We start from the raw sequence: 25896 nt of genomic DNA on the forward strand, positions 1-25896 counted from the left end.
GCACTCGATCGCAGCCTCGCATTACTCGTCAGCGACTACAAAAGCTAGTGTTCCTATCGTCGCTGTCGAGGTACGAGGCTGCGATCGGGCGCACAGCGGCCGTAAAGTCATTTAACGCGATACTTGATCCACACCGCAGCGCTCGGGTTTACGAGCGCTGCGCACTCGATCGCAGCCTCGCATTACTCGTCAGCGACTACACAAACTAGTGTTCCTGTAGCTGCGATCGGGCGCGCAGCGGCCGTAGAGTCATTTAACGCGATACTTGATCCACACCGCAGCGCTCGGGTTTAGGAGCGCTGCGCATTTGATCGCAGCCTCGCATTACTCGTCAGCGACTACACAAAACCAGCACGGCGCGGGCCTGGCCGGTAACCGCGCACCCACAGAGCAAGCAGGCGTCACAGCATCAATTTGACGATGGACTCGGACGGGTCGCGTGACTTGCCAGCTTTTTTCAATTCTTCCAGATAGTCTGCCCACAGCGCTTCTTGGCGCTGGCCCAATTGATACAGGTATTGCCAGGTAAACAGCCCGCTGTCGTGGCCGTCATCGAAGCTGATCTTTAAGGCGTATTGGCCTGCGGGCTCAATTTTGTTGATGCCCACATTGGTCTTGCCGTGTTGCAAGATCGGATTACCGTGGCCTTGCACCTCGGCAGAGGGGGAGTGCACGCGTAAAAACTCGGCAGGCAGATGAAACTCCTCGCCTGAGGGGTATTTCAGCGTCAGCGTTTTCGAGGCTTTGTGCAGGTTGATGGCGCTCGGGATCATGGTCATAACCTTTGGTTTCACACAAACAATAAAGCCGCTGGCGCAGACTGCAATCGCCAACGACGTTGGCGCAGGATACTAAGATCACTGAAGGCCGGTGGCCTTATCGCAGTCCGCATCAGCGGCTACAGGAGGTGCAAGCGCTTTTACAAGATGTAGCGCGACAGGTCTTCGTTTTCTGCCAATTCGCCCAAATGGCTATTCACGTATTCAGCATCGATACGAATCGGTTCGTCTTGATGAGCGCTGGCGATATCACCGGCACTGAAAGACACCTCTTCGAGCAAGCGCTCCAGCAACGTGTGCAAGCGACGCGCACCGATGTTCTCGGTTTTCTCGTTCACTTTCCAGGCAATTTCAGCCAGGCGCTTGATGCCTTCAGGCATGAACTCGATGTTCAGGCCCTCAGTTTTCAGCAGCTCGCGGTATTGCTCGGTCAGGGAGGCATGCGGTTCGCTGAGGATGCGTTCGAAGTCTTCCGGGGACAACGCTTTGAGCTCAACCCGAATCGGCAAACGGCCTTGCAGCTCAGGTACCAGGTCGCTAGGTTTGCTGAGGTGGAAGGCGCCCGAAGCAATAAACAGGATGTGGTCAGTTTTGACCATGCCCAGTTTGGTGTTGACGGTGCAACCTTCGATCAGCGGCAGCAGGTCGCGCTGTACGCCTTCACGCGATACATCAGCACCGCCCACGTTGCCACGCTTGGCCACTTTGTCGATTTCGTCGATGAACACAATGCCGTGCTGCTCAACCGCTTCCAGCGCCTTGGCTTTGAGTTCTTCGTCGTTGACCAGGCGGCCCGCTTCTTCGTCACGCACCATTTTCAGGGCTTCTTTGACTTTCAGCTTGCGGCTCTTGCGCTTGCCTTTGCCCATGTTGGCAAACAGGCTCTGCAATTGGTTGGTCATTTCTTCCATGCCAGGCGGCGCGGAAATATCGACGCCCACAGCATCGGCGACTTCGATTTCAATTTCTTTATCGTCCAGCTGACCTTCGCGCAGACGCTTGCGGAACAGTTGACGGGTGTTGGAATCCTGCGGGGTGGCCGCTTCTTCGCCGAAGGTGCGAGCCGGTGGCAGCAGTGCGTCAAGGATGCGCTCTTCTGCGGCGTCTTCTGCACGATGGCGAACTTTGACGATCTCTTGCTCGCGCAGCAGTTTGATGGCTGCATCGGCCAGGTCACGAATGATCGACTCTACGTCGCGGCCGACATAGCCCACTTCGGTGAACTTGGTGGCTTCGACTTTGATGAACGGTGCGTTGGCCAGTTTGGCCAGGCGGCGGGCGATTTCGGTTTTACCGACACCGGTGGGGCCGATCATCAAGATGTTTTTGGGGGTCACTTCAACACGCAGCTCTTCGGGCAGCTGCATGCGGCGCCAGCGGTTACGCAGCGCGATGGCGACGGCGCGTTTGGCATCGTCCTGGCCGATGATATGGCGATTGAGTTCGTGGACGATTTCGCGGGGAGTCATGGACATAGTAGTTGGCGTTCCTCTAGCAGAATGAAGGGGCACAAACGGGTCGGTGAATTGACCCGGCCAGCGGCTTATTCGGCGAGGTCCTGCTCCTCAAGAGTGATGTTGTGGTTAGTGAATACACAGATGTCGCCGGCAATGCCCAGCGCAGTTTCGGCAATTTCGCGGGCCGACAGATCGGTTTTCATCAGCAGCGCGCGGGCTGCGGCCTGGGCGAATGCACCCCCCGAACCCATGGCGATCAAGCCGTCTTCTGGCTCAACCACGTCACCGTTGCCGGTGATGATCAAAGATGCGTCTTTGTTGGCCACGGCCAGCATGGCTTCAAGGCGGCTCAGCGAGCGGTCGGTACGCCATTCTTTGGCTAACTCGACGGCTGCGCGAACCAGATGGCCTTGATGTTTTTCAAGCTGGCCTTCAAAGCGTTCGAACAGGGTGAATGCATCAGCGGTGGCACCGGCGAAACCGGCAATGACCTGACCGTGATAGAGACGACGGACTTTTTTCGCGTTGCCTTTCATGACGGTGTTGCCAAGTGAAACCTGGCCGTCGCCAGCCATGACAACTTTGCCGTGACGGCGTACTGAAACGATGGTGGTCAAGGGAAGAGTCTCCACGCAGCGGGGCGAAAATGCCTGATGGAGATACATATGGGGGTTGTAGCGAATATTTCAACAGTGGGGAGGGAATGCGGATGAACGGAGAAAGGACAAATCCTGTAGCAGCTGTCGAGGAACGATGGCTGCGTCCGTCGGCGAAGCCGTCGTAAAACCTGAAGCCGTGATCTGTCAGTTAAATCTCGGACTTGGGTTTTACGATCGCTTCGCAATCGGACGCAGCCTCGTTCCTTCGGCAACTGCTACGGGTCAAGCCGACGGGTATCAGCGGCGCTGCTGTAGCAACAAGTTACTAAAGCCGCTGCCCGCCAGTTGCTTTTGCGCAACAGTCAGTTGGTCACGGTTGCTGAAGGGGCCAACCAGCACGCGGTACCAGGTTTCGTCTTTCACGGTGCCGGCTTCAACAGTGGCGGTTTGGCCGAGCAAGATGATTTGCGCACGCACTTTTTCCGCGTCGGCTTGTTTGCGGAACGAGCCCGCCTGCAAGAAGAACTTGGTCACCGGCGCCGCTTTTACCACGGGCGGTGCAGGTGGCGGGGTTACACCGCTCAAGGCAGCCTGAGCACGGGCCGTGTCAATTTTTGCCGCTTCGGCCGGGGTTACCGGTGCCAGCGGCGCAGTTTGCGGCGTTGGCGGGGTTTTTTCCGGTACGGCTTCTGGCGGCACGATCACTTCAGACTCGGGCAGCAAGGTGTAGAAGTCGTACTTGGGCTTGACCGGTTGCGCAGGGCTTGGCGGCGTTTTATTCGCCTGGGCCGTTTGCGCCGCCTTTTGCTGCTCTTGCTTGACGCGTTTGACGTCGTCGCCCTTGCCGGGTTCGAGTTTCATCAAAAATACGATGAATGCGCCCACGGTCAGGCCGATGGCCATCCACAGCCAACCTGGAATCGGTTGTTTGGCGGGCGCCTGATACCGGCTGGCGCCACGCTTGGGTGCAGGTTTTTTCTTGGCGGCCAACTTACATGCGCTCCAGAGTTTCCAGGCCCAGCAATTCCAGACCTTGCTTGAGGGTACGGCCCGCCAGGGCTGCCAGGCGCAGGCGGCTTTGTTTTTGTGCTTCGTCTTCGGCGTTCAGGATCGGGCAGTTCTCATAGAAGCTGGAGAACAGGCCTGCCACCTCGTACAGGTAGGTGCACAAGGTGTGCGGCGTGCCTTTTTCAGCCACGTTATTGAGCACTTCACCGAACTGCGCCAGCTTGGCGGCCAGCTCTTGCTCTTGTGGCGCTTGCAGCACGATCTGGCCTTCAACTTCGGTGAAGTTTTTGCCCAGTTTGCGGAACACGCCCGCCACACGGGTGTAGGCGTACAGCAAGTAAGGCGCGGTATTGCCTTCGAAGTTCAACATCAGGTCGAAGTTGAAGCTGTAATCGCTGGTGCGGTGCTTGGACAAGTCGGCGTATTTCACCGCGTCGATGCCGACCACTTTGGCGATGGCACGCAGTTCGTCTTCTGGCAGCTCAGGGTTTTTCTCTTTGACCAGGGTGTAGGCGCGCTCTTTGGCTTCATTGAGCAAGTCGATCAATTTAACCGTGCCACCGTCGCGGGTTTTGAATGGGCGGCCGTCTGCGCCGTTCATGGTGCCGAAGCCCATGTGTTCCATTTCCATCGGGTGGGTCACGAAACCGGCTTTGCGCGCAACGGCAAACACTTGCTGGAAGTGCAGCGCCTGACGCTGGTCTACAAAGTACAGGGCGCGGTCTGCTTTCAATACGCCGCTGCGATAGCGGATGGCTGCCAGGTCGGTGGTGGCATACAGGTAGCCGCCGTCGGCCTTGACGATGATCACCGGCAACGGCTCGCCGTCAGCGTTTTTGAACTCGTCGAGGAACACGCATTGTGCGCCATTGCTCTCGACCAGCATGCCTTTGGCCTTGAGGTCGTTGACGACGTTGATCAGGTCGTCGTTGTAGGCGCTTTCGCCCATCACATCGGCCATGGTCAGTTTGACGTTCAGCAGTTCGTAGATTTTCTGGCAATGCGACAGCGAGATGTCTTTGAACTTGGCCCACAGTGCCAGGCAGTCCGGGTCGCCGGCTTGCAGCTTGACCACCAGGCTACGGGCGCGGTCGGCGAACTCTGGCGACTCGTCGAAACGCTGTTTGGCCGCACGGTAGAAGTTTTCGAGGTCAGACAGCTCGTCGCTGGTGATGGGGTTTTCTTCCAGGTAGGCCATCAACATGCCGAACTGAGTGCCCCAGTCGCCCACGTGGTTTTGACGAATCACGTCGTCACCGAGGAACTCAAGTACCCGGGCCACGCCGTCGCCAATAATGGTGGAGCGCAAGTGGCCGACGTGCATTTCTTTGGCCAGGTTGGGCGCGGACATGTCGATCACGGTGCGCATGGCGGGGGTAGCCTTGCGTACGCCGATTTTCTCGTCAGCCAGGGCTGCGTCCAGGCGTGAGGCCAGTGCCTGGGTGTTTTGGAAGAAGTTGAGGAAGCCGGGACCGGCGATTTCGGTTTTGCTGATTTGTTCATCGGCCGGCAGGGCGGCGATGATTTTTTCAGCCAGATCGCGCGGCTTCATGCCGGCCGGCTTGGCCAGCATCATGGCGATGTTGCTGGCAAAGTCGCCGTGGGTCTTGTCACGGGCGTTTTCCACCTGAATCGCTGGCGTCAGGCCTTCAGGCAACACACCTTCTGTGACGAGTTGAGCTAGGGCTTGTTGAATCAGCTGGCGAATGGTGTCTTTCATGGTCTTCTCTTTCGACCGCAAGCGCGGTAGCGCTTCAGTGCGCAGGTGGAAAAACTGGGCATTATCCGTTGCCGGGTCGGCCTTGCCAACCTTGGCAGTTGGGTAATGGATCTGCGGTGATGATCACGCGGTGGTCCCGGATCACTTCGCTCTTATCAGGGTGCATAAATTTTGCGGCGTGAGCTTGCTCACGATCAACAGTTTGGCGGTCAATACAGGTCGACCGGATCAACGTCCAGGGACCAACGCACTTGCCGCCCGCTGGGCATTTGTTCGAGCAGCAGCAGCCATTGGTTGAGCAAGCGGTGCAGCGGCGCGCGCGCGTTGGCTTGTAACAATAGTTGCGCGCGGTAGCGTCCGGCACGGCGTTCCATGGGCGCAGGCACCGGGCCGAGCAGTTCGACGCCGGTCAGGTTCAGCTCGCCCAGCAGGCGTTCGGCCTCGCTGCATGCCTGGTCCAAAAAGCCTTCGGCTTGCCCCGGTTTGTGGGCTTCGGCCCGTAGCAGGGCCAAGTGCGCAAAAGGCGGCAGGCCCGCCGCTCGCCGCTCGCTCAACGCTTGTTCAGCGAAGGCAAAGTAGCCTTGTTCGGTGAGTTGAATCAGCAGCGGGTGGTCAGCCAAGTGGGTCTGGATAATCACTTTGCCCGGCTCTTGCGCCCGCCCGGCACGCCCGGCCACCTGCACAATCAATTGGGCCATGCGTTCGCTGGCGCGAAAGTCGCCGGAGAACAGGCCACCATCGGCGTCCAGAATCGACACCAGCGTCACCCGTGGGAAGTGATGACCCTTGGCGAGCATTTGTGTGCCGATCAAAATGCACGGCTTGCCTTTCTGGATGGTGGCAAACAGCTGGTTCATCGCATCTTTGCGCGAAGTGCTGTCGCGGTCGACCCGTAAAACCGGGTAGTCGGGAAATAAAATCCCCAGCCGCTCTTCAGCCCGCTCGGTACCTGCACCGACAGGGCGCAAGTCAACTTTGCCGCATTGCGGGCAATTGCGCGGCACACGCTCAACATGGCCGCAGTGATGGCAGCGCAACTCGCCTGAGCGCTGGTGCACGGTCATGCGCGCATCGCAGCGTTGGCATTCCGACATCCAGCCGCAGTCATGGCACAACAACGTGGGGGCAAAGCCACGGCGGTTAAGGAAGACCAGCACTTGCTGGCCTGCCGCCAGGGTCTGACCAATGGCTTGTTGCATTGGCCCGGATATGCCGCTGTCCAGCGGGCGACTTTTCACGTCCAGGCGCAGGAACCGTGGCTGTCTGGCGCCCCCAGCGCGCTCATTAAGGCGCAGCAAACCATAGCGACCGGTGTAGGCGTTATGCAGGCTTTCGAGAGATGGCGTGGCAGAACCGAGCACGATGGGGATGTTTTCCTGGCGTGCGCGCACCAGCGCCAAATCGCGGGCGTGATAGCGCAAACCTTCTTGCTGTTTATAAGAGCCGTCGTGTTCTTCGTCGATGATGATCAGCCCCGGGTTTTTCATCGGGGTGAACAGTGCCGAACGGGTGCCAATAATAATGTCGGCTTCGCCATCGCGAGCGGCCAGCCAGCTTTCCAGACGTTCGCGGTCGTTAACCGCCGAGTGCACCAGCGCAATACGCGCATTGAAACGCTGCTCGAAGCGGGCCAGGGTCTGCGGGCCGAGGTTGATCTCCGGGATCAGGACCAGCGCCTGTTTGCCAGCCTGAAGGGTTTCGCGGATCAGTTGCAAATACACTTCGGTCTTGCCGCTGCCGGTTACCCCGGCCAATAGAAATGCATGGAAGCTGCCAAGTCCTGCGTGGATGGCTTCATAGGCCGCCTGCTGCTCGCTGTTGAGCGGCAGTTCAGGCTGCGCCAGCCAGTGGTCGTGACGCTCAAGGGGGGCGTGGCGGCGGATTTCTACGCTGACCAACTCTTTGGCGAGCAGCAGATCGAGGCTGTCTTTGCTCAGCATTAACTTGCTCAGCAGCGTATGTGCGACGCCATGCGGGTGCTGGGCCAGAGTGGCCAGTGCTTCACGCTGACGGGGTGCGCGGGCGATGCGCGGGTCGTCGAGACGGGCGCCGGGCGCCATCTGCCAAAACCGCTCTTGGCGGGTTTCAGCCAGCTCCCCCTGACGCAGCAGTACGGGCAAGGCCCAGCTCAGGGTGTCGCCCAGACTGTGCTGGTAGTACTGCGAGGTCCATAAACACAGTTTGAGCAGCGAGGCTGGCAGCGGCGCGGTGGTATCGAGCAATGCAATCGCCGGTTTGAGCTTGTCGGCCGGGACGTCACTGTGATCGACCACTTCAACCAGAATGCCGATCATCTCGCGCCGCCCGAACGGCACCCGCAAGCGCATACCCGGCTGCAATTGATCGCGTCGCACGCCCGCAGGCGCCCGATAGTCAAACAGGCGGCGCAGGGGGGAAGGCAGGGCAAGGCGCAAAATGGCGTCGGGCACGCGGGGCTCTCAAGTGATGAACGGCAAAGATGGCCCGGAGCCTAGCAGACAAAGCGCTGCGCGACTAAAAGGCAGGGCACTGAAAGGCGAATGATTTTAGCGGGAGCATGATTGGCTGCTTGCGTCAATGCATAGGTCTGGTATTATCGGCGCCCTAAATTTACGTGCGGTATTCAACAATGGTGTTGAGTGGCGGCACGCTAGCCTGAGGAATACCCCATGAAAGCCGATATCCATCCAGCGTACGAAACAATCCTGGTAACTTGCAGCTGCGGCAACAAGTTCGAAACACGTTCGAACCTGTGCAAGCCACTGGGCACTGACGTATGCAACGAGTGCCACCCGTTCTACACCGGTAAGCAAAAAACTCTGGACATTGGCGGTCGTGTTGATCGCTTCAAGACTCGTTTTGGTGCTTTCGGCGCTAAAGCAGCCGCTCCAGCAGCAGAAGCAGAAAAAGCCGCCGAGTAAGGCGCATGACCTTGGGCAACCTTTTGAGGCTGGCCGGGTTATTGAAAAAGGCGTCCCTTGCGGGCGCCTTTTTTGTGCCTGCGATTTGGCTTTCCAGCGTACAGGCCCAGGTGCTTTGCCCTGCGCCAAAAGCGCCCACACCCGCGCAAGTCGAGCGCGTGGTCGATGGCGACACCTTGCGCCTCAAAGACGGGCGCAGCGTGCGCATGATCGGTCTCAATGCGCCAGAAACCGGCAAAAAAGGCCAAACCGCCGAACCTTTTGCGGAGGCGGCGCGCCAACGGCTGCAAGCGCTGGTGGCGCGCAGTGATGGCCGCGTGGGGTTGCTGACAGGCAAGCAGGCGCAGGACCGCTATGGGCGCACCCTGGCCCATGTGTTCGGGGCAGACGGCAGCAACCTTGAAGCTCAACTGCTGGCAGACGGTCTGGGTTATCAGGTGGCCATTGCACCCAATACCGAACTGCTGGGCTGCCAACAGGCGGCAGAGCAGCGCGCACGCTCCGCCAGGGCCGGGGTGTGGCGCCAATCGCCGGTGCAGGCGCCGCAGCACATCACCCGCTCCGGTTTCGCGATAGTGGGTGCAAAAGTGAGTCGGGTTCAGCGCAATCGTGGTGGTTTTTGGATCGACCTTGAGGGCGGACTGGTGCTGCACATTGCACCCAATCAACTGACCCATTTCGATCAAAAACGTCTCGCGAACTTGAAGGGCACGCAGCTTGAGGCGCGTGGCTGGGTGCTGGACCGTTCACGGCGTGGCGGGTTGAAGCCGGGTCAGGCGCGCTGGATGCTGCCATTGACGCATCCGGGGATGTTTAAAGTCGTCACCCGCTAAAAATTGTAGACAATTTTTAATGTGGATTGTGAACACTGTAGCCCTTACGGGCCGCGGCTCTTGGTCCAAAGTCGTAGGGTAAAGCCCTTGACACTGCTGACTGGTCAGTCTTGTCGGGACTTTACGACACGCGTATGCTCGGCGATCCGTCTGTCCAACAGCAAAAAAGCGGAATGCCCCTATGTCTGATTTGAAAACCGCCGCTCTCGAATATCATGCCCAGCCACGTCCAGGGAAACTGAGTGTCGAGCTCACCAAACCTACCGCTACTGCCCGCGATCTCGCGCTGGCCTACAGCCCGGGTGTAGCCGAACCAGTGCGTGAAATCGCCCGCGATCCTGAACTGGCCTACAAGTACACCGGCAAGGGCAACCTGGTCGCAGTGATTTCTGACGGCACCGCCATTCTGGGCCTGGGTAACCTTGGCCCATTGGCTTCCAAGCCTGTAATGGAAGGCAAAGGCGTACTGTTCAAGCGCTTTGCCGGTATCGACGTATTCGATATCGAAGTTGATTCCGAGAGCCCACAGGCTTTCATCGACACCGTTAAACGCATTTCCATCACCTTCGGCGGCATCAACCTCGAAGACATCAAAGCCCCTGAGTGCTTTGAGATCGAACGTGCTCTGATCGAGCAGTGCGATATTCCGGTATTCCACGATGACCAGCACGGCACCGCGATTGTGACGGCGGCCGGCATGATCAATGCCCTGGAAATCGCAGGCAAAACCCTGTCTGACGCCAAAATCGTCTGCCTGGGCGCTGGCGCTGCGGCCATCTCCTGCATGAAGTTGCTGGTGAGCATGGGCGCGACCCTCGAAAACATTTTCATGGTTGACCGTACCGGTGTGATCCACTCCGGCCGCGACGACCTGAACCAGTACAAAGCAGTGTTTGCTCACGCGACTGAAAAACGCACCCTGGCAGATGCCTTGGACGGCGCAGACGTGTTTGTCGGCCTGTCGGGTCCAAACTTGCTGAGCGCTGAAAACCTGCTGCGCATGGCGCCGAACCCGATCGTGTTCGCGTGCTCGAACCCCGACCCGGAAATCGCGCCAGAGCTGGCACACGCCACGCGTAACGACGTGATCATGGCCACTGGCCGTTCGGACTACCCGAACCAGGTCAACAACGTGCTGGGCTTCCCGTTCATCTTCCGCGGTGCTTTAGACGTTCGCGCCAAGCGCATCAACGAAGAGATGAAAATCGCAGCGGCCAACGCCTTGCGTGAATTGGCCAAACTGCCAGTGCCACAAGAGGTCTGTGACGCCTACGGCGGTATCAAGCTGGAATTTGGTCGTGAGTACATCATCCCCAAACCAATGGATGCCCGCCTGATCACCGTGATCTCCGATGCTGTGGCCAAAGCCGCCATCGAGACCGGTGTTGCGACCCTGCCGTACCCGAAAAACTACCCGCTCAAAAGCGTGGATGACGTGTTCAACGGCTAAGCCGCGATAGCGTTTACCTAAGCCCCGGCTCATGAGAGCCGGGGCTTTTTTATGCTCAGTGAATTAACGCGTAGTCATTTATCGGCATCTTATAAAAAATTAGGAAAGCACCTACACGTGACGTCTAGGGCTATCCGTTAGCGTTCATCTCTTAATGAGGGCGGTTTCTGATTGAAGCGAGCCTCAGCTTTTAAGAGGGACCACGGATGTCCACGCTCACTCGCCACGCCCGCTTTAGCCTGACGGTGCCTGCCTGCCAACACGCGTTGCACGTATTGGCGTTCAAAGGTCACGAGGCCATCAGTGAACCTTACGCCTTCAACGTTGAACTCGTCAGTGATCGCACCTCGCTGGACCTCAAGGCGCTGCTGCACCAAAGCGCGTATCTGGCGTTTAACCAACGCCACGGTATCCACGGGCAGATCCAGCGCATTGCTCAAACACGCGCCGATACACGGCTGGCTCACTATCAACTGACGCTGGTGCCGAGCCTGGCGTATCTGGCCTTGCGTACCCAGCATCGAATCTTTCAGCACCAGAGCGTGCAGCAGATCATCGAGCAGGTGCTCAAAGAACACGGCATTTTCAGCGACGCTTACACTTTCGTCGCGTTCTCGACTTACGCGCCGCGTGAATATTGCGTTCAGTACGGCGAGTCCGACCTGGCGTTTATTCAACGCCTGTGTTTTGAAGAGGGCTTTCATTACCACTTCAAGCATTCGCCAGAGCACCACCATGTGGTGTTCGGGGACAAACAGCAGGCGTTTAGCCCCATTGAACAGCCGACGCCTTACGTCACCGACCAAGGGCTGGTGGCCACTGAGCCTTCGGTTAATCGCTTTTCGCTACAACGCCAGGCCTGCACCAATCAAACGTTCACCCGTGACTACGACTTCGACACCGCCAGTCGAACGCTGGAAGCGGACAGCCGCACGGCCCAGCCCGATACCGAGCGGGTGCTGGAGCACTACAGCTACCCCGGCCGGTTCAATACTGCCCAGCAGGGCGAGCGCTACAACCAGCGAACCCTTGAGCGCCATCAGGCTGAAGCCTCTGTGGTGACGGGCAGCAGCGATCAGCCCGCCTGGCTCAGCGGCCACTTTTTTACTCTGAGCCAGCATCCCGCTGCCGCCTGCAACGTGCAGTGGCTGCTGACGCACCTTCAGCACGAAGGCAAACAGCCGCAGGTCCTTGAGCAATACGCGGCCCACTCCACGCTTGAACACGAGCTGGATTTCACTGAGGGCTACCGCAACGTGTTTCGGGCAACGCCTGAGGAGGGTACGTACCGGGCGCAAAAGATATACGGCAAACCCCGCATCTTTGGCAGCCAGACGGCTCGCGTGACCGGGCCTGCGGGCGAAGAAATCCACTGCGATCAATACGGCCGGGTGCGGGTTAAATTCCATTGGGACCGCAGCGAGGCCAACGATGACAGCAGCAGTTGCTGGGTGCGGGTGGCGTCGAATTGGGCGGGTGCACAGTACGGTGCGGTGACCATCCCGCGGGTGGGCATGGAAGTGCTGATTGAGTACGAAAATGGCGACCCGGACTGCCCGATCATTTGCGGTTGCCTGGCCAATAGCACGCATCCCGTTGCGCTGACGCTGCCCGCCGATAAAACCCAGAGCGTATTTCGTAGCCGCAGTACACCCGGCGGCGCGGGTTACAACGAACTGCGCATCGAAGACCGCAAAGGCCAGGAACTGATTTACCTGCACGCCGAGCGCGACATGCACCACATCATCAAGCACGACAGCCGCGTGCACATTGAGGGTCAGCGTGAAGCGCACATCAGCGGCACCAGCCGCTGCGTGTTTCAGAGCGAAGAACAGCACACCGTCGGGGCCGACCGCAAAGTACAGCTCAAGGCTGACGACCATCTGCACGTCGCGGCCAGTATCCAGACCTGCGCCGGGCAAGACCTGCTGGTGCAAGCCGGACAACAGGTTCACATCAAGGCCGGTGGGCACATGGTGCTGGACGGCGGGCAGAGCCTCACGCTCACGGCGGGCGGGCAGCACCTGGTGATCAATGCGGCAGGTATTTTCAGCAGCACCGCGCTTGAACTCGGGGGTGTGCCGCAGGCTGTGCTCGCGGCTGCGCCCTTGCTGCCGGGGCAAGTCGCCTCCATGCAACCAGCGCTTGCGCAGTTGCCAGCCATGTCGCCCGCGCTGTCGCTGATCATCGACGACAGCCGCCAGTTGGGTGCCTGCCAATGCCCCATTTGCGAGGCTTGTAAACAAGCGCCGGGTTCACCACAAGGAAGCCTGTCATGAGCACGAGCGTGCCGGGCCAGTGGCTAGAGGAGCAACGGCGACTGGGCAACGAACTGTGTGTGACCCTGGACTCGCAGAGCGCACTGCCCGCCCTCCAAAGGCTGCTAAAGGGGCGGGCGCACGACCGGTACAGCAACGTCTACGCCCAAACCGTCGTCGCCGAACTTGCCGCCGCCAGTCCCTTTTTGATCCTGCTCGACCCCGCCGACACGGAGTCTGTACGAGCGTTGTGCAGCGCACCGCAACGTGACTGGGGTTGGCTCGCCAGTTTGCCACCGGGCGCGTTACCGGCGTGGACAGCGCATTGGCGTGAACGGTGTGTGTCTGGTACGCGACCCCACCTTGCCCTGTACCGGTTCCACGACAACCGCGTACTCACGCGAGCTTTGGCCTGGCTGCCTGAAGGCACGCACCCTGCCTACCTCGGCCCGGCCATCAGCGTGTGCTACTGGGCGGGTGACACCTGGGCCACCCCTCACAACCCGGCACCGGGCACCTACCCCGTGCCGCAAGACCCCGCGTGGCTGCACGCGCCCTTGCAGCCGCCACAGATTGCAGCCATCCGGGAAACCAACGCCCGTCGATACTTGCTGGATCACCACTTGCCCGCGTACCAGCGCTTGGCAACGCAACAATGCCCTGCGGCATGGGCCCATGAACGCTGGCTACAGGCCGACAAATGGGGGTGGAGCGGCGCCAAACAATTCGAAACCCTGCTGGCCCTGAGCCTGGGATTTCCCCCCGGCGAACTGCCGTCAGACTTACACCCGCAACCCCATGAAGACCCCGTGGCCCATTTTGAACGCGTGAGCCTGACCGCCAAGTACTGGGCGGGCGAGGGCGAGTTATGAAACGCGTACTAGTTTATGGGTTGCTGGTGTTTATCGCGTGCTGTACAGCGGTGGGGATTGGCTATGCCCGCAAGCAAAATACCTTCATGTTTACCGTGGATATGCCGCCGGGGTTTAAATATAAAGCGGCGGTGTATTACGTTCCTGCGCCGGGCGAGACCTGTACGGTCGCCACAAAAGATAACTTGGCGCCGACATTTAACTATCGATGGTGGCAAGATTATAAGCCCGATTTCAAAGTGCCTATTTATCGCACTCGTAAAGGCTGCCCTTTGGTGGTGAAGAATATACGACTGGATATTTATGCTACTTATGGGAAGTTGTGGGCCGATTTTAGCTCGAGTGGCGCGCAGGTTGTTTTCAAAAAAGAACTGCCTGATGAAATACATCGAGAGTTTTTTGATGCTTCAGGTGTCAGTACCTTCACGGGTGAATGTGAATGGTGGTTTCGTACGTCGGGGAAGACCCGGGTGCTTAGAAAATTACTTAATTGCAAAGATTTAAATCAGGGTCGGCCGTCTTCGCGAGGCGTACCTATAGCGGCATATACATTTGATCAGCTTGCGAATAAGACCATCAAAATGAAGGTAGTCATGGCTAAAGAAGAGACGCCTTATTATAAGAGGGCTTGGGTTAAATTTGAAGGTGGATGGAAGCGCTGTATGGGGGAAGGCTTCGAAGATCAACATGCTTTTTGTGACGGCAATGAAAAAGACTTCAGTCATTTCATTATGTCGGATGGAACGCCGTGCACTATTTATCCCGGTTGTACTGAGTAGATGACTATGGTGATGAAGCGAAGTGTGGTTTATGTGATTCTAATAATACTTGGGTGTGGGATTGCTGTCGGTGTTTGGTATGCCCGACAGCAAAATACCTTCATGTTTACCGTGGATATGCCGCCGGGGTTTAAATATAAAGCGGATGTCCACTATGTTCCAGCGCCGGGTGAGACTTGTACGGTGACAGATAAAGACAGTCGGCTGCCAACCTTTAATTACTTATGGTGGGAAAATTATAAGCCTACGATAGAAATACCTATTTATCGTAATCCCCGAGGTTGCCCGTTAGTGGTGTACAACATCAGGCTTGACGTTTATGGCACTTACGGAAAGTCATGGGCTGACTTTGGAAGAGCAAGTGCGCAGGTCGTCGTTAAAAAAGAGCTGGATACTGAAATACATCGAGAGGTTTTTGACGTATTGGGTGTGAGTACGTTTACAGGAGAGTGTGAGTGGTGGTTTAGAACCTCCGGGAAAACACGAGTGCTTAGAAAATTGCTCAATTGCAAAGATTTAAATGAGGGGCGACCGTCTTCTCGAGGCGGGCCTATAGCTTTGTATACATTTGATCAGCTTGCGAATAAGACCATCAAAATGAAGGTAGTCATGGCTAAAGAAGAGACGCCTTATTATGAGGGTAAGTGGGTGAAATTTCCCTTGGGGTGGAAAAGATGTCTGGGGGAAGGTTTCGAAGATCAGCATGCTTTTTGTAATGGTAATGAAACGGACTTTAGTTCTTTCATTATGTCGGATGGCACGCCGTGCACTATTTATCCAAGTTGTACTGAATAAGGATATTTCGGGAAATGAACATCTTGCAAAATAGAATGCATAGTGAGCGTCAGTCCGTAATGTTTACTTGCCCTGTAGGTGGTAAGCGATCCAGTTTTCAGGTGGTGGATGAGTCAGGTTCTGGCGAGCATTATGCTGGGCTTGCGTATGTGTGCGTGGATTCAGAGGGTATCAAGTATCAAGGCGTCTTGAATTCAGAAGGAGTGGGTATTGTTGAAGATCATTTTGCTGGGCCTGTTGCATTAATAATTTCTACTCTCTATCAGGGGCTAGGTGTTAGCTATCGGGATCTGATGGCTCGTCAGAATTACCCCCTAAAAATAACCGAACTCCAAGTCCGCGCCGAGCAAACACGTTTTATCAATCAAGACGCCAGCCGCCCTCAAAGCAACCCCTATAAAACAGATGGGGACACCGATTTTTGCCAGATTGAGGTTCGGCATCTGGTTGAGCACGTCTCACATTTACCGCCCGAAGTTGAGTCGCACTACCCCCCCTGCATAGGTGCCAAACGTTTGATGGGCAAGCACGGCCAGCGTGGGGTGTGCATTTCGGGCAGTCGGCATACGGTGTTGCAAATTCGACCCTTACGCGCCCTGCGACCCTTGCTGTCCACCACCCCGCAATTCTGTGCGCTGAACCTCTACCAACTGGCGTTGATGGCCACCTTGAGCTATTGCCCCTTTGGTCAGCGACCGGACACAACCCCCATCCTTGAGCCCAGCGTCAGCTTTACTCAAGTTCCCAGCGTGGGTAACTGGTTTGCGGAAGCGCTGGCCACTTACAAGGAAATATGGCGCGTGGATGCTGGACAGATAGAAGCGCATTACCCGTTGTATGAGGAAGTGGCTTACTCCAGACGTTTTGAAACTGTGCCGTTTGATTCTCAGTTGTATCCATCAAATGACCACAGGCTGGGCGCTGATCAGGAAAGTCCTGCCAAAGTGCATTTTCTAGATGATCGTGGTCATGCGAATAACACAGATACTCAAGCATTTGTTACCCACAGCGATGAAATCATCCTGATAGCCGTGCGCGGTACCAGCGAAATTGGCCCGGACGGTTTGCGTGATATCGATGCGTTCCAGGTGCCTTTCGATGAAGGCGTGGGTGCTGTGCATCATGGGTTTTACGAAGCGGCGAAGGTGGCGGCAAAGTTTGTCACTGAATATCTAGAAAGATTCTACTCCGGCCAAACCCTCCTGATCTGTGGCCACAGCCTGGGGGGTGCGATTGCCTTGATCCTTGCCGAAACCCTGCGTCGCCGACCTGAAGGCTACAACATCGTTCTCTACACTTACGGCGCGCCCCGTGCGGGGGATGAGGTGTTTATCGCTGGCGCCAAGCCGTTGGTGCATCACCGCATGGTCAATCACAACGACCCGGTGCCCAGTGTGCCAATGACGTGGATGAAGATTAAACCCTCAGACTATGAGCCGCGGTCCGGCCTGTTGTTTGGTGGGGTGCCCAGGTTTATTGGCGCGTATGTCACCAGCATCATCAATTGGGACGGTGAGCCTTTTGGCCATCACGGCGAGTTGCAGCACTTTATGCCGGTGGACTTGGGCAAAGGCGAGAGGTCGCACATTTTGTGGGCGCCGGCCTGCGAAACCCTGGCGCAGCACGCGGCCTGCTCTCTGGCGCTTGAGGTGTATGAAGGGCTGCCCCGGCGGGCCGGGATGGTGGAGCAGATGCTGAGCGCGGCGGATCACTCCATGACCCACGGGTATGTGCCATGCAGTTGGGCGACGTTAAAACGCTGGCAGGAGGCCTTGGACCTTAATCGCGCGCGCATTACCGATCTGGAGCTGGAGTGGGTCGAAACCTTGCTGGAGCGGGTCAAGCAGCAAGTGATTCAGCGCAGCAGGGAGTTGCGCAGTTCGGCGGACCCTTATCGGCGCACCACGCAATATGCGATCAGTTCGCTGCAATTGGAGGCCAAAAAGATCGAAGAGACCCTGATGCGCTTACTGCACTTGAAGCATCAAGCGCTCGAAGCGGACGAAGTGTATGGCCATCACGCTGCACAGCCTGAGGCGCTGGCCGTGAATATCGAGCGCTGGCTGGCCCACGCTGAAAATAAGCGCAAAGAGCAATTGGCGATGGCGCCGCCTGGGCTGTCGATGCGGGAGTTAACGGCCTCGATCACCGGCTTCAGGGAGCATGTAATCGGTGCGCCGTTTGATATTGATGACCTTCTGAAAGGGGCCTAACGACACGCTGCCCATGCATGGCAGCGTGTCGTCGGGAATTAGAACAGGTCGATCGGGGCGCCTTCATCCGCCGGCAACGGGCTGCCCGGTGCGACGCCATTGCCCAACTCGCTGTTGGACGGCGGCGTGTCTTCACTTTTGAACAACTCAAAGTACGCGCCCGGTGTGCCCGGCGAGGCGACGCGACCGCTGATCGGGTCGATTCGCAGGCTGAGGATGCCTTCGGGTTCTGCCTGAGTATGCGCGGGCTTGCCCTTGAGCGCGCCGCCCATGTAGTTGATCCAGATCGGTAGCGCCACCGTACCGCCATATTCGCGACGACCCAGGCTTTCAGGCTGGTCGAAACCGGTCCAGACCGTGGTCACGTAATCGGCGTTATAGCCCGAGAACCACGCATCCTTGGATTCGTTGGTGGTACCGGTTTTGCCCGCCAGATCGGTGCGGCCCAAGGCCAGTGCGCGGCGACCGGTGCCCAGCTTGATCACGTCCTGCAACATGCTGGTCAGGATGTAGGCGGTGCGCCCGTCAATAATGCGCTCGGCGACCGCCTGGGTTTCAACGGTCGGCAGGCCCGGTGCGGCATTGATCGTGTCGATGGTCAGCGCTTCGGCCTGCGGCGGTACGTCTTTGCTGTCGGTTTTTGGCACGCTTGGCGGGTTGGCCACGAACAGCGTTTCGCCGTTGCGGCTTTCAATTTTGTCGATCAGATACGGCGTGATTTTGTAACCGCCGTTGGCAAACGTACTCCAGCCGGTGGCGATTTCCATCGGCGTTAACGTCGCGGTACCCAGTGCCAGCGACAGGTTGCGCGGCAGGTCCTGTTTGTTGAAGCCAAAACGGCTGATGTAGTCGACCGTCTTGTCGACGCCCAGGCTTTGCAGCAGGCGAATCGACACCAGGTTGCGCGACTTGTACAGCGCTTCGCGCACGCGGATCGGGCCGAGGAAGGTGTTGTTGTCGTTTTTCGGGCGCCAGACTTTGTCCTGGTACTCGTCGACAAACACGATCGGTGCATCGTTCACCAGCGTGGCGGCGGTGTAGCCGTTATCCAGCGCCGCGCTGTAAACGAAGGGTTTGAAACTTGAACCCGGTTGGCGCTTGGCCTGCATCGCACGGTTGTAATTGCTTTGCTCGAACGCGAAGCCACCCACCAGTGCGCGAATGGCGCCGTTGTTCGGGTCCAGAGACACCAGTGCGCCTTGCACGGTCGGCACCTGGCTGAACTTGAGGCTGGCGTCGGCTTGCGGCTGCACACGAATCAAATCGCCTACTTGCGCCACATCCGAAGGCTGCTTGGGCATCGGGCCCATGCTGTTGGTATTCAGAAAGCGCCGCGCCCATTTCATGCTGTCCCACGCCACACGGCCTTCACCGGTGCGGGTCAGCACTTGCAGGCCGTCTTTGTCGACCTCGGTCACGATCGCAGGCTCAAGGCCGCTGATTGCACGTTGTTTGGCCAGCTCTTGGGTCCACGCGGCCAGGGTCTTGCCAGGGAGGCGCGATTCTGGCCCGCGATAACCGTGGCGTTGATCGTAGGTGATCAGCCCTTCTTCGACGGACTTGTTCGCCAACTCCTGAAGATCGCTCGGCACGGTGGTGGTGACACGGTAGCCTTCGGTGTAGGCCTCGCTGCCATAACGGCCGACCATTTCGGCGCGGGCCATTTCAGCGATGTAAGGCGCGTTCACCTCGGGGGTTGGCACGTGATAGCTGGCGTTTACCGGCTCGGCAATGGCGGCCTGGTAGCTGGCCTGATCGATTTTGCCCAGCTTGTACATGCGGCCCAGAATCCAGTCGCGGCGCTCTTTGCTGCGCACCGGGTTGGCCAGCGGGTTGAAGCGCGACGGGGCTTTTGGCAGGCCGGCGATCATTGCCATCTGCGCCAGGCTCAAGTCCCGGATCGATTTGCCGTAATAGACCTGTGCGGCTGACTCGATGCCATAGGCGCGGTTGCCCAGGTAAATCTTGTTCACGTACAGCTCAAGGATTTCGTCCTTGGTCAGTTCGCGCTCGATTTGCAGGGCCAGCAGAATTTCGTTGGTTTTGCGCGAAAAGCTCCGCTCACTGGAGAGGAAATAGTTCTTCGCCACCTGCATGGTGATCGTGCTGCCGCCCGATTGTATGTGTCCGCTTTTTACCAACTGGGTGGCGGCGCGCATCAGGCTGCTGGGGTCGACCCCGTAATGATTGGCGAAGTTGTCATCTTCTGCCGACAGCAGCGCATTAATGAAATTGGGCGGAATGTCGGCGAACTTGATCGGTGAGCGGCGCATTTCGCCAAACTCTGCGATCAATTTGCCGTCGCTGGTGTAGACCCGCAAAGGAATCTGCAACTGGATGCTTCTCAACGACTCTACAGACGGCAAGCCAGGACTAAGATAGAGAAACGCACCGCTCAACCCGAGCACGAGCCCGCAGATCACAGCAACGAATGACCACCCGAAAAACTTCAGCAGACGAATCAAGGCTTTTGAATTTCCAGATTAAGAAATGGGTTGCACGTCAGGGCAGTGCGCAGGAGCGCCGGGTCGACAATGCGGAAAAAAACGCCCGGCATTATAAGCATTTTTCGAGCATGAGCGTCATGGGCCTCATGTCGGAACGGGATATGAACGGATCTCATTTTTAACCCTCCGTAAGTCACGGATTGCATTAGGGAAAACAGCAGTGCCCGGATTTTTCACGACAAAGCCCCAGCGGTATGTGGGCATCGAAGTCGGTGCGCAGTCGATCAATATGGTCGAACTGAGCCGCTCGCGCAGTGGCATTCAGCTTGAAGCCTATGCCATAGAACCTCTGCCAGCCATGCCTGTGCACGATCTGACCGGCATCCCGGCAAAAAGTGTCGCACAGGCTTTACTAAAGGCACTCGGCGCCGCTGGGGTGCAGGCGCGGGATGCCGTGATGTCGATGCCCGATACACAGGTCATCAGTAAAGTCATTCGAGTGGAGGCGGACCTGAGCACCAGCGATCTAGAGCTGCATGTGCGGCTGGAGGCCGAGCAATACGTCCCGTACAGCCTCGACGAAGCGGCACTGGATTTCGACGTGTTGGGGGTATCAGACGTAGACCCTCAACAACTGGATGTTTTGCTGGTCGTGTGCCGGCAAGAGACCCTCGATTGGCATCAAGCTGTGTTGTTGGGCGCAGGCTTGAACCCGCGTGTCATTGAGGTTCAAAGCCATGCCTTGGCCCGCGGGCTTGAAGGGTTAAGTCGTTTGCCCGGCTATGAGGTGAGCGAACCTTTAGCGGGCATCAAGCGTAACCCCCGACTCGCGCCCGGCGCTGTGTTCTGCGATGCTGCGCAGCTATTAACAGCCTGTGGTCTGGCCTTGAGGGGGTTCGATTAATGGCAGGAATCAATTTACTGCCCTGGCGCGAGTGGCTGCGCGAAAAACGTCGCAAACGCTATGTGATGGTGTTGGTTGCACTGTTGGCCGTTGCGGCCGCAGGGCTGTATGCGCTGGATCATTTCGTTGACCGGGCGGTAGAGCGCCAGCTGGCGCGCAATGATCTGATCCGCAGCGCGATGGTGCAGCTCGATGGTCGGGCGCAACAAATTGATCAGTTGAAAGTGCGGCGCGAGCAATTGCTCGAACGCATGCAAACCATCGAGACCCTGCAAGGTAATCGGTCCGGCAGCAGCATTGTGCTCGATCAGTTGGCGCGCAGTTTGCCCGGCGGGGTGTATTTCACCGACGTGAAAATGGCCGAGCGCACAATCGCGATAACGGGCGTAGCGCAGTCCAACGCGCTGGTTGCAGAGCTGATGCGTAACCTGGATGCCTCGCACTGGCTCGAAGCGCCAGCACTGATAGAAGTGAAGGCGGGCATCGAAAAAGATGGCAGCCATACCCGACTGTTTCAGATGACCGTGCACCAGTCGCAAAACGCCCATGATGGCAGTCAGTTTTGATGGGTACGCAATGGCTGGAGAGCCTGCGTACTTTTGACGTGCAAACGTTAAGTTTCAAGCAGGCAGGCGCCTGGACAACAGGGCGTCAAGCAGCGACGGCGGTGCTAGTGATGGCCGCAGTCCTGGCGCTGGGATACATGCTTTTAGTGCAGCCCGGGTTGGCACACCTTCAGCAGCAGCGCAGTGTTGAACCGCAATTGAAAGCGCAATGGGAGGCCAGAGTGCGGGAGGTTGCGACGCTTGAGCGCTATCGCCAACACCTGCAATCGCTGCAAACCACCTTCGACGATGTGCACAGCCAGCTCCCCAGCCAGGCTCAAGTGCCTGGCCTGCTGGAAGAAGTGTCACGGATCAGCCTCAGCCGTGGCCTGGTCATCGAGCACATGCAATGGCTGCCCCAAACCCTGCAACCTTTTTACACCGAACTCCCCCTGCAACTGCTACTGGTGGGTGGTTATCACGACCTGGGGCTTTTCCTCAGTGACATCGCCACTTTGCCGCGTATCGTCACGCTCCACGACTTCACCCTCACGGCCGCCGCGGATGGCGCCAACGGCCCGTTGCGCATGACGTTGCTGGCTAAAACCTATCGCGCCAATGATCAAGGATTGATCCCATGAGTGTGCATGCCCACGGCCTTGTCGCGGCGGCGCTGGTCAGTTTGATGGGGTGTGACAGCCCGCAAGGCACCGCGCAGTTAGCGCGCGACCTGCACACTGCCCACGCGCACGTTGTCAGTGTGATTGACCCCCTGCCTGTGCGGGTGCAACGCCAGCCGTTTATCTACGAGGCCACCTTATTGCGCAGCCCTTTTCACGGGTTGTACGAAGATGAAGGCAGCCGTTGGCAAGCCAGCCTGGTGGATTACCCACTGCATGAGGCGCGCAGCAGAAGCTTGTTGGAAGGCACCGAGCTGGCGCAATTCGAACTGGTGGGCACGTTGTCCAATCACCAGCAGGCCAACGCCTTGCTGCGCGCCAAGGGCGTCGTTCACCGTGTGCAGCCAGGTGATTACCTTGGCCGCAACAACGGACAGATTGCCGACATTACTCCGCAACACGTTGACGTGTTTGAAGTGATTTCCGATGGTCGGGGCGGATGGCTTGAGCGAACCCTGACGATCTCTCTGAAACAGCAGTCTTAACGGAAATACACCATGAAAAGGATTTTCCCGGTCTGTGGACTGGCGCTATGGAGTGCGCTGAATTCACAGGCAGTGCTGGCCAATGTGCCCGCGATGTTGCCTGACCACGCCTCACCGTGGCTCGAATCGCCTGTGCCGAGCACCCCCCCGGTTTACTCAAGGGACGTGCTGTCCCTCAACTTTCAAGACATCGAAGTGCGCACGGTGCTGCACGTGCTGGCCGATTTCACCCGGCTCAACGTGGTGGTCAGCGATACGGTGCAAGGCAATGTCACGCTCAGCCTGCAAGACGTACCGTGGGATCAGGCACTGGAAGTGGTGCTCAAAAGCAAAGGGTTGGATAAGCGCGTGCAGGGCAATGTGTTATTGATTGCGCCCAAGGACGAAATCGCGAGCTACGCGCATCAGGACCTGGCTGAGCGCAACCCGCTGGCCGATCTGGCGCCTTTACGGCGTGAGTTGGTGCAGGTCAATCACGCCAGGGCGGCGGATATTGCGGCGCTCTTTCAGTCAGTGATCAGTGGGCAAACAGGCGAGCCAGGGCGCGGTTCGATCACAGTGGATGAGCGCACCAACCACATCATCGCGTTTCAGTCACCCGAGCGGCTGGACGAGTTGCGGCGCATCGTGGCTCAACTGGATGTGCCGGTGCGTCAGGTCATGATCGAGGCGCGAATTGTGGAGGCCGGTGTCGATTTCGAAAAAAGCCTGGGGGTGCGTTGGGGCGGGGCATTACGCCAGGCCAGCCAGTGGACGGCGAGCGGCATCGCCAAACCGGTTGTGCAGGGGGCAGGGGAGGTGAGTGCGCCGTTTGTGGACATGGGCATTGCAGGCCATACCTCGGGGCTGGGCATCGCATTCATCACCAACAATGTGTTGCTGGACCTTGAACTCAGCGCCATGGAAAAAACCGGGAATGGCGAGATTATTTCTCAGCCTAAGGTCGTCACGGCAGACAAGGAAACCGCCCGCATCTTAAAGGGCACTGAAATCCCTTATCAGGAGTCCACCTCCAGCGGTGCAACCTCGGTGTCGTTCAAAGAGGCGTCCCTGTCGCTGGAAGTGACCCCGCAGATCACTGCTGATAACAGCGTCATCATGCAAGTCGTCGTCACCAAAGATGAGCCTGACTACCTGAACATGGTCAACAACGTGCCCCCCATCAAGAAAAACGAAGTGCAGGCCAAGGTGCTGGTCAAAGATGGCGAAACCATCGTGATTGGAGGCGTGTTCTCAAATACGCAAAGCAATGTGGTAGATAAAGTGCCATTTTTAGGCGATCTACCGTATGTTGGCCGACTTTTCCGCCGGGACCTGGTCCTCGAAAAAAAATCCGAGCTGCTGGTGTTCTTGACTCCGCGTATCATGAACAACCAGGCGATTGCTGCGAGTCATTGATTCTGTGCGAAATTTGATTCTTGTTGGGCCAATGGGCGCCGGTAAAAGCACCATTGGACGTTTGCTGGCAAAGGAGCTGCGGCTGCCGTTCAAAGATTCCGACAAGGAAATCGAACTGCGCACCGGCACCAATATCCCGTGGATCTTCGATAAAGAAGGCGAGGCGGGTTTTCGTGATCGCGAAACCGCCATGATTGAGTGCCTGTGCAAGGAAGATGGCATTGTGCTTGCGACCGGCGGTGGCGCCGTCATGCGCCCCGAGAACCGTGCGTTGCTGTATGCCGGTGGCCGTGTGGTGTATTTGCATGCCTCGATTGAGCAGCAGGTCGCGCGCACCTCGCGTGACCGTAATCGGCCGCTGCTGCGCAATGCCAACCCCGAGAAAATCCTTCGCGATTTGCTGGCGATCCGTGATCCGCTTTATCGCGAAATCGCCGATGTAGTGGTCGAAACCGATGAGCGGCCACCGCGAATGGTGGTTTTGGACATTCTGGAGCGTCTGGCTCAGCTTCCTCCCCGTTAAAGCTTGTCACAAAATGCGCTATCCTCGGCGCCGGCCTTGCCCGTTCAGCGGTATGGCCAAAGGCTACTGGGCTGCGTCATTACCCGGCGCGGCCAACACTTGATAATTGCGAGACAGGGCGCCCGTCGTCCTTTTTTAATGCGGGGATTCATGCAGACACTGAAGGTTGATCTAGGCGAGCGCAGCTACCCGATTCATATTGGCGAAGGCCTGTTGGATCAGCCGCAGTTGCTGGCCCCACACATCGCCGGTCGCCAAGTGGCGATTGTGACCAACGAAACCGTAGCGCCTCTCTATCTTGAGCGTCTGACCCGCAGCCTGGCGGCGTATTCGGTACTGCCGATTATCCTGCCCGACGGCGAATCGTTTAAAAACTGGGAAACCCTGCAACTGATTTTTAATGGCCTGCTCACCGCACGCCATGACCGTCGCACCACGGTGATCGCCTTGGGCGGCGGCGTGATTGGTGACATGGCCGGCTTTGCAGCGGCGTGCTATCAGCGCGGCGTTGATTTCATTCAGGTGCCCACCACGTTGTTGTCTCAGGTGGACTCATCGGTAGGCGGCAAAACCGGCATCAACCATCCGCTGGGCAAAAACATGGTCGGTGCGTTCTATCAGCCCAACCTGGTGCTGATCGACACCACCAGCCTGAACACGCTCCCGGCCCGCGAATTGTCCGCAGGGCTGGCGGAGGTCATCAAGTACGGCCTGATCTGCGACGAACCGTTTTTGACCTGGCTTGAAGACCACGTTGACGCGCTGCGCGCGCTCGATCAGGTGGCCCTGACGACCGCCATTCAGCGCTCGTGCGCGGCCAAGGCTGAAGTGGTGGGCGCGGATGAACGCGAGGCAGGCGTGCGCGCCACCCTCAACCTGGGCCACACCTTTGGCCATGCCATCGAAACCCATATGGGCTACGGCGTGTGGTTGCACGGTGAAGCCGTGGCGGCAGGCACCGTGATGGCGCTGGAAATGTCCGCACGTTTGGGCTGGATCACCCACGCCGAACGTGACCGCGGTATTCGCTTGTTTGAACGTGCGGGTTTGCCAGTGGTGCCACCGGCCGAAATGACCCCCGCCGATTTCATGGAACACATGGCAATTGATAAAAAAGTGATCGACGGCCGCTTGCGCCTGGTGCTGTTGCGCCGGATGGGCGAAGCCACAGTGACCGACGATTATCCACAAGAGGTTCTACAGGCCACGCTGGGTGCGGATTACCGCGCGCTGGCTCAGCTCAAAGGTTAA

At 58.0% G+C, this 25896-nt stretch carries 21 protein-coding genes and 1 pseudogene; 15 read left to right on the forward strand and 7 right to left on the reverse strand.

Translation table 11 applies throughout. From position 1 onward, the window contains the following. Positions 1-401: 401 nt before the first annotated feature. The 6 genes from AP059_RS02485 to AP059_RS02510 all read right to left on the reverse strand — a co-directional run bounded on the left by AP059_RS02485 (position 402) and on the right by AP059_RS02510 (position 7992). Positions 402-773: a gamma-butyrobetaine hydroxylase-like domain-containing protein gene (locus AP059_RS02485; RefSeq protein WP_059761749.1), complete on the reverse strand. Its 372-nt coding sequence runs from the start codon at positions 771-773 to the stop codon at positions 402-404. A 146-nt stretch (positions 774-919) separates the two neighbouring features. Continuing rightward, positions 920-2254, reverse strand: a complete 1335-nt coding sequence (gene hslU / locus AP059_RS02490) for an ATP-dependent protease ATPase subunit HslU (RefSeq protein ID WP_048364559.1) — start codon at positions 2252-2254, stop codon at positions 920-922. Positions 2255-2322: 68 nt separating this feature from the next. After that, positions 2323-2853 (reverse strand): ATP-dependent protease subunit HslV, encoded by a 531-nt coding sequence (hslV, locus tag AP059_RS02495; protein ID WP_048364558.1) that lies wholly within the window; start codon positions 2851-2853, stop codon positions 2323-2325. Positions 2854-3132: 279 nt separating this feature from the next. Then, a complete protein-coding gene (locus AP059_RS02500) occupies positions 3133-3825 on the reverse strand; it encodes an SPOR domain-containing protein (RefSeq protein ID WP_059761750.1) in 693 nt (230 codons plus the stop codon). Between the two features lies 1 nt (position 3826). Further along, entirely contained in the window at positions 3827-5563 is a 1737-nt protein-coding gene (gene argS, locus AP059_RS02505; protein WP_048364556.1) for an arginine--tRNA ligase, read from the reverse strand. A 209-nt stretch (positions 5564-5772) separates the two neighbouring features. Next, positions 5773-7992 carry a primosomal protein N' gene (locus tag AP059_RS02510; RefSeq protein ID WP_059761751.1) on the reverse strand — a complete coding sequence of 740 codons (2220 nt, stop codon included), beginning with the start codon at positions 7990-7992 and terminating at the stop codon, positions 5773-5775. A 219-nt stretch (positions 7993-8211) separates the two neighbouring features. Here AP059_RS02510 and rpmE point away from each other — a divergent pair, with 219 nt between their 5' ends. From rpmE to AP059_RS02550, 8 genes are all read left to right on the forward strand, one after another. After that, positions 8212-8463, forward strand: a complete 252-nt coding sequence (gene rpmE, locus AP059_RS02515; protein ID WP_019825265.1) for a 50S ribosomal protein L31 — start codon at positions 8212-8214, stop codon at positions 8461-8463. A gap of 5 nt (positions 8464-8468) precedes the next feature. After that, positions 8469-9296, forward strand: a complete 828-nt coding sequence (locus AP059_RS02520) for a thermonuclease family protein (RefSeq protein ID WP_059761752.1) — start codon at positions 8469-8471, stop codon at positions 9294-9296. Positions 9297-9477: 181 nt separating this feature from the next. Continuing rightward, positions 9478-10746 (forward strand): malic enzyme-like NAD(P)-binding protein, encoded by a 1269-nt coding sequence (locus AP059_RS02525; protein ID WP_048364553.1) that lies wholly within the window; start codon positions 9478-9480, stop codon positions 10744-10746. Between the two features lie 206 nt (positions 10747-10952). Then, positions 10953-13025: a type VI secretion system tip protein TssI/VgrG gene (gene tssI, locus AP059_RS02530; RefSeq protein WP_059761753.1), complete on the forward strand. Its 2073-nt coding sequence runs from the start codon at positions 10953-10955 to the stop codon at positions 13023-13025. Continuing rightward, on the forward strand, positions 13022-13876 hold the full coding sequence (locus AP059_RS02535; protein WP_059761754.1) for a DUF4123 domain-containing protein: 855 nt from the start codon (positions 13022-13024) through the stop codon (positions 13874-13876). The genes tssI and AP059_RS02535 overlap by 4 nt, the downstream gene beginning before the upstream one ends. Beyond that, on the forward strand, positions 13873-14655 hold the full coding sequence (locus tag AP059_RS02540) for a hypothetical protein (RefSeq protein WP_059761755.1): 783 nt from the start codon (positions 13873-13875) through the stop codon (positions 14653-14655). Before AP059_RS02535 ends, AP059_RS02540 begins: the two co-directional genes overlap by 4 nt. A 12-nt stretch (positions 14656-14667) precedes the next feature. After that, complete coding sequence (locus AP059_RS02545) at positions 14668-15450, forward strand: hypothetical protein (RefSeq protein WP_131811512.1); 783 nt, start codon at positions 14668-14670, stop codon at positions 15448-15450. A 293-nt stretch (positions 15451-15743) separates the two neighbouring features. Beyond that, the gene (locus AP059_RS02550; protein WP_306354406.1) at positions 15744-17663 is read left to right on the forward strand and encodes a lipase family protein; all 1920 of its coding nucleotides are present in this window, start codon (positions 15744-15746) and stop codon (positions 17661-17663) included. A 38-nt stretch (positions 17664-17701) separates the two neighbouring features. On the opposite strand, the gene AP059_RS02555 is transcribed toward AP059_RS02550, so the two are convergent. Continuing rightward, entirely contained in the window at positions 17702-20125 is a 2424-nt protein-coding gene (locus tag AP059_RS02555) for a penicillin-binding protein 1A (protein WP_371260599.1), read from the reverse strand. A gap of 205 nt (positions 20126-20330) precedes the next feature. Between AP059_RS02555 and pilM the strand changes: the two genes are divergently transcribed. From pilM to aroB, 7 genes and pseudogenes are all read left to right on the forward strand, one after another. Further along, positions 20331-21014, forward strand: coding sequence for a type IV pilus biogenesis protein PilM (gene pilM / locus AP059_RS02560; RefSeq protein WP_082706729.1), 684 nt, complete (start codon positions 20331-20333; stop codon positions 21012-21014). Further along, positions 21014-21580 (forward strand): PilN domain-containing protein, encoded by a 567-nt coding sequence (locus AP059_RS02565; RefSeq protein ID WP_059761760.1) that lies wholly within the window; start codon positions 21014-21016, stop codon positions 21578-21580. Before pilM ends, AP059_RS02565 begins: the two co-directional genes overlap by 1 nt. Continuing rightward, a complete protein-coding gene (locus tag AP059_RS02570; RefSeq protein ID WP_059761761.1) occupies positions 21580-22200 on the forward strand; it encodes a type 4a pilus biogenesis protein PilO in 621 nt (206 codons plus the stop codon). The genes AP059_RS02565 and AP059_RS02570 overlap by 1 nt, the downstream gene beginning before the upstream one ends. Then, positions 22197-22724 carry a pilus assembly protein PilP gene (locus AP059_RS02575; RefSeq protein WP_059761762.1) on the forward strand — a complete coding sequence of 176 codons (528 nt, stop codon included), beginning with the start codon at positions 22197-22199 and terminating at the stop codon, positions 22722-22724. Before AP059_RS02570 ends, AP059_RS02575 begins: the two co-directional genes overlap by 4 nt. 153 nt (positions 22725-22877) lie before the next feature. Continuing rightward, a pseudogene (locus tag AP059_RS02580) lies at positions 22878-24122 on the forward strand (type IV pilus secretin PilQ); the annotation flags it as partial. 4 nt (positions 24123-24126) lie between these two features. Next, complete coding sequence (gene aroK, locus AP059_RS02585; RefSeq protein ID WP_048364758.1) at positions 24127-24645, forward strand: shikimate kinase AroK; 519 nt, start codon at positions 24127-24129, stop codon at positions 24643-24645. A gap of 150 nt (positions 24646-24795) precedes the next feature. Then, positions 24796-25896, forward strand: coding sequence for a 3-dehydroquinate synthase (gene aroB / locus AP059_RS02590; RefSeq protein ID WP_059761764.1), 1101 nt, complete (start codon positions 24796-24798; stop codon positions 25894-25896).

This window comes from Pseudomonas sp. TAA207 (assembly GCF_001529285.1).
GTDB classification, from domain to species: domain Bacteria; phylum Pseudomonadota; class Gammaproteobacteria; order Pseudomonadales; family Pseudomonadaceae; genus Aquipseudomonas; species Aquipseudomonas weihenstephanensis.

Coding starts and splice junctions, on each gene's coding strand:
- AP059_RS02485 (WP_059761749.1), bottom strand. CDS start 773: ATGATCCCGAGCGCCATCAACCTGCACAAAGCCTCGAAAACGCTGACG.
- hslU (WP_048364559.1), bottom strand. CDS start 2,254: ATGTCCATGACTCCCCGCGAAATCGTCCACGAACTCAATCGCCATATC.
- argS (WP_048364556.1), bottom strand. CDS start 5,563: ATGAAAGACACCATTCGCCAGCTGATTCAACAAGCCCTAGCTCAACTC.
- rpmE (WP_019825265.1), top strand. CDS start 8,212: ATGAAAGCCGATATCCATCCAGCGTACGAAACAATCCTGGTAACTTGC.
- AP059_RS02520 (WP_059761752.1), top strand. CDS start 8,469: ATGACCTTGGGCAACCTTTTGAGGCTGGCCGGGTTATTGAAAAAGGCG.
- AP059_RS02525 (WP_048364553.1), top strand. CDS start 9,478: ATGTCTGATTTGAAAACCGCCGCTCTCGAATATCATGCCCAGCCACGT.
- tssI (WP_059761753.1), top strand. CDS start 10,953: ATGTCCACGCTCACTCGCCACGCCCGCTTTAGCCTGACGGTGCCTGCC.
- AP059_RS02535 (WP_059761754.1), top strand. CDS start 13,022: ATGAGCACGAGCGTGCCGGGCCAGTGGCTAGAGGAGCAACGGCGACTG.
- AP059_RS02540 (WP_059761755.1), top strand. CDS start 13,873: ATGAAACGCGTACTAGTTTATGGGTTGCTGGTGTTTATCGCGTGCTGT.
- AP059_RS02545 (WP_131811512.1), top strand. CDS start 14,668: ATGAAGCGAAGTGTGGTTTATGTGATTCTAATAATACTTGGGTGTGGG.
- AP059_RS02550 (WP_306354406.1), top strand. CDS start 15,744: ATGGCTCGTCAGAATTACCCCCTAAAAATAACCGAACTCCAAGTCCGC.
- AP059_RS02565 (WP_059761760.1), top strand. CDS start 21,014: ATGGCAGGAATCAATTTACTGCCCTGGCGCGAGTGGCTGCGCGAAAAA.
- AP059_RS02570 (WP_059761761.1), top strand. CDS start 21,580: ATGGGTACGCAATGGCTGGAGAGCCTGCGTACTTTTGACGTGCAAACG.
- AP059_RS02575 (WP_059761762.1), top strand. CDS start 22,197: ATGAGTGTGCATGCCCACGGCCTTGTCGCGGCGGCGCTGGTCAGTTTG.
- aroB (WP_059761764.1), top strand. CDS start 24,796: ATGCAGACACTGAAGGTTGATCTAGGCGAGCGCAGCTACCCGATTCAT.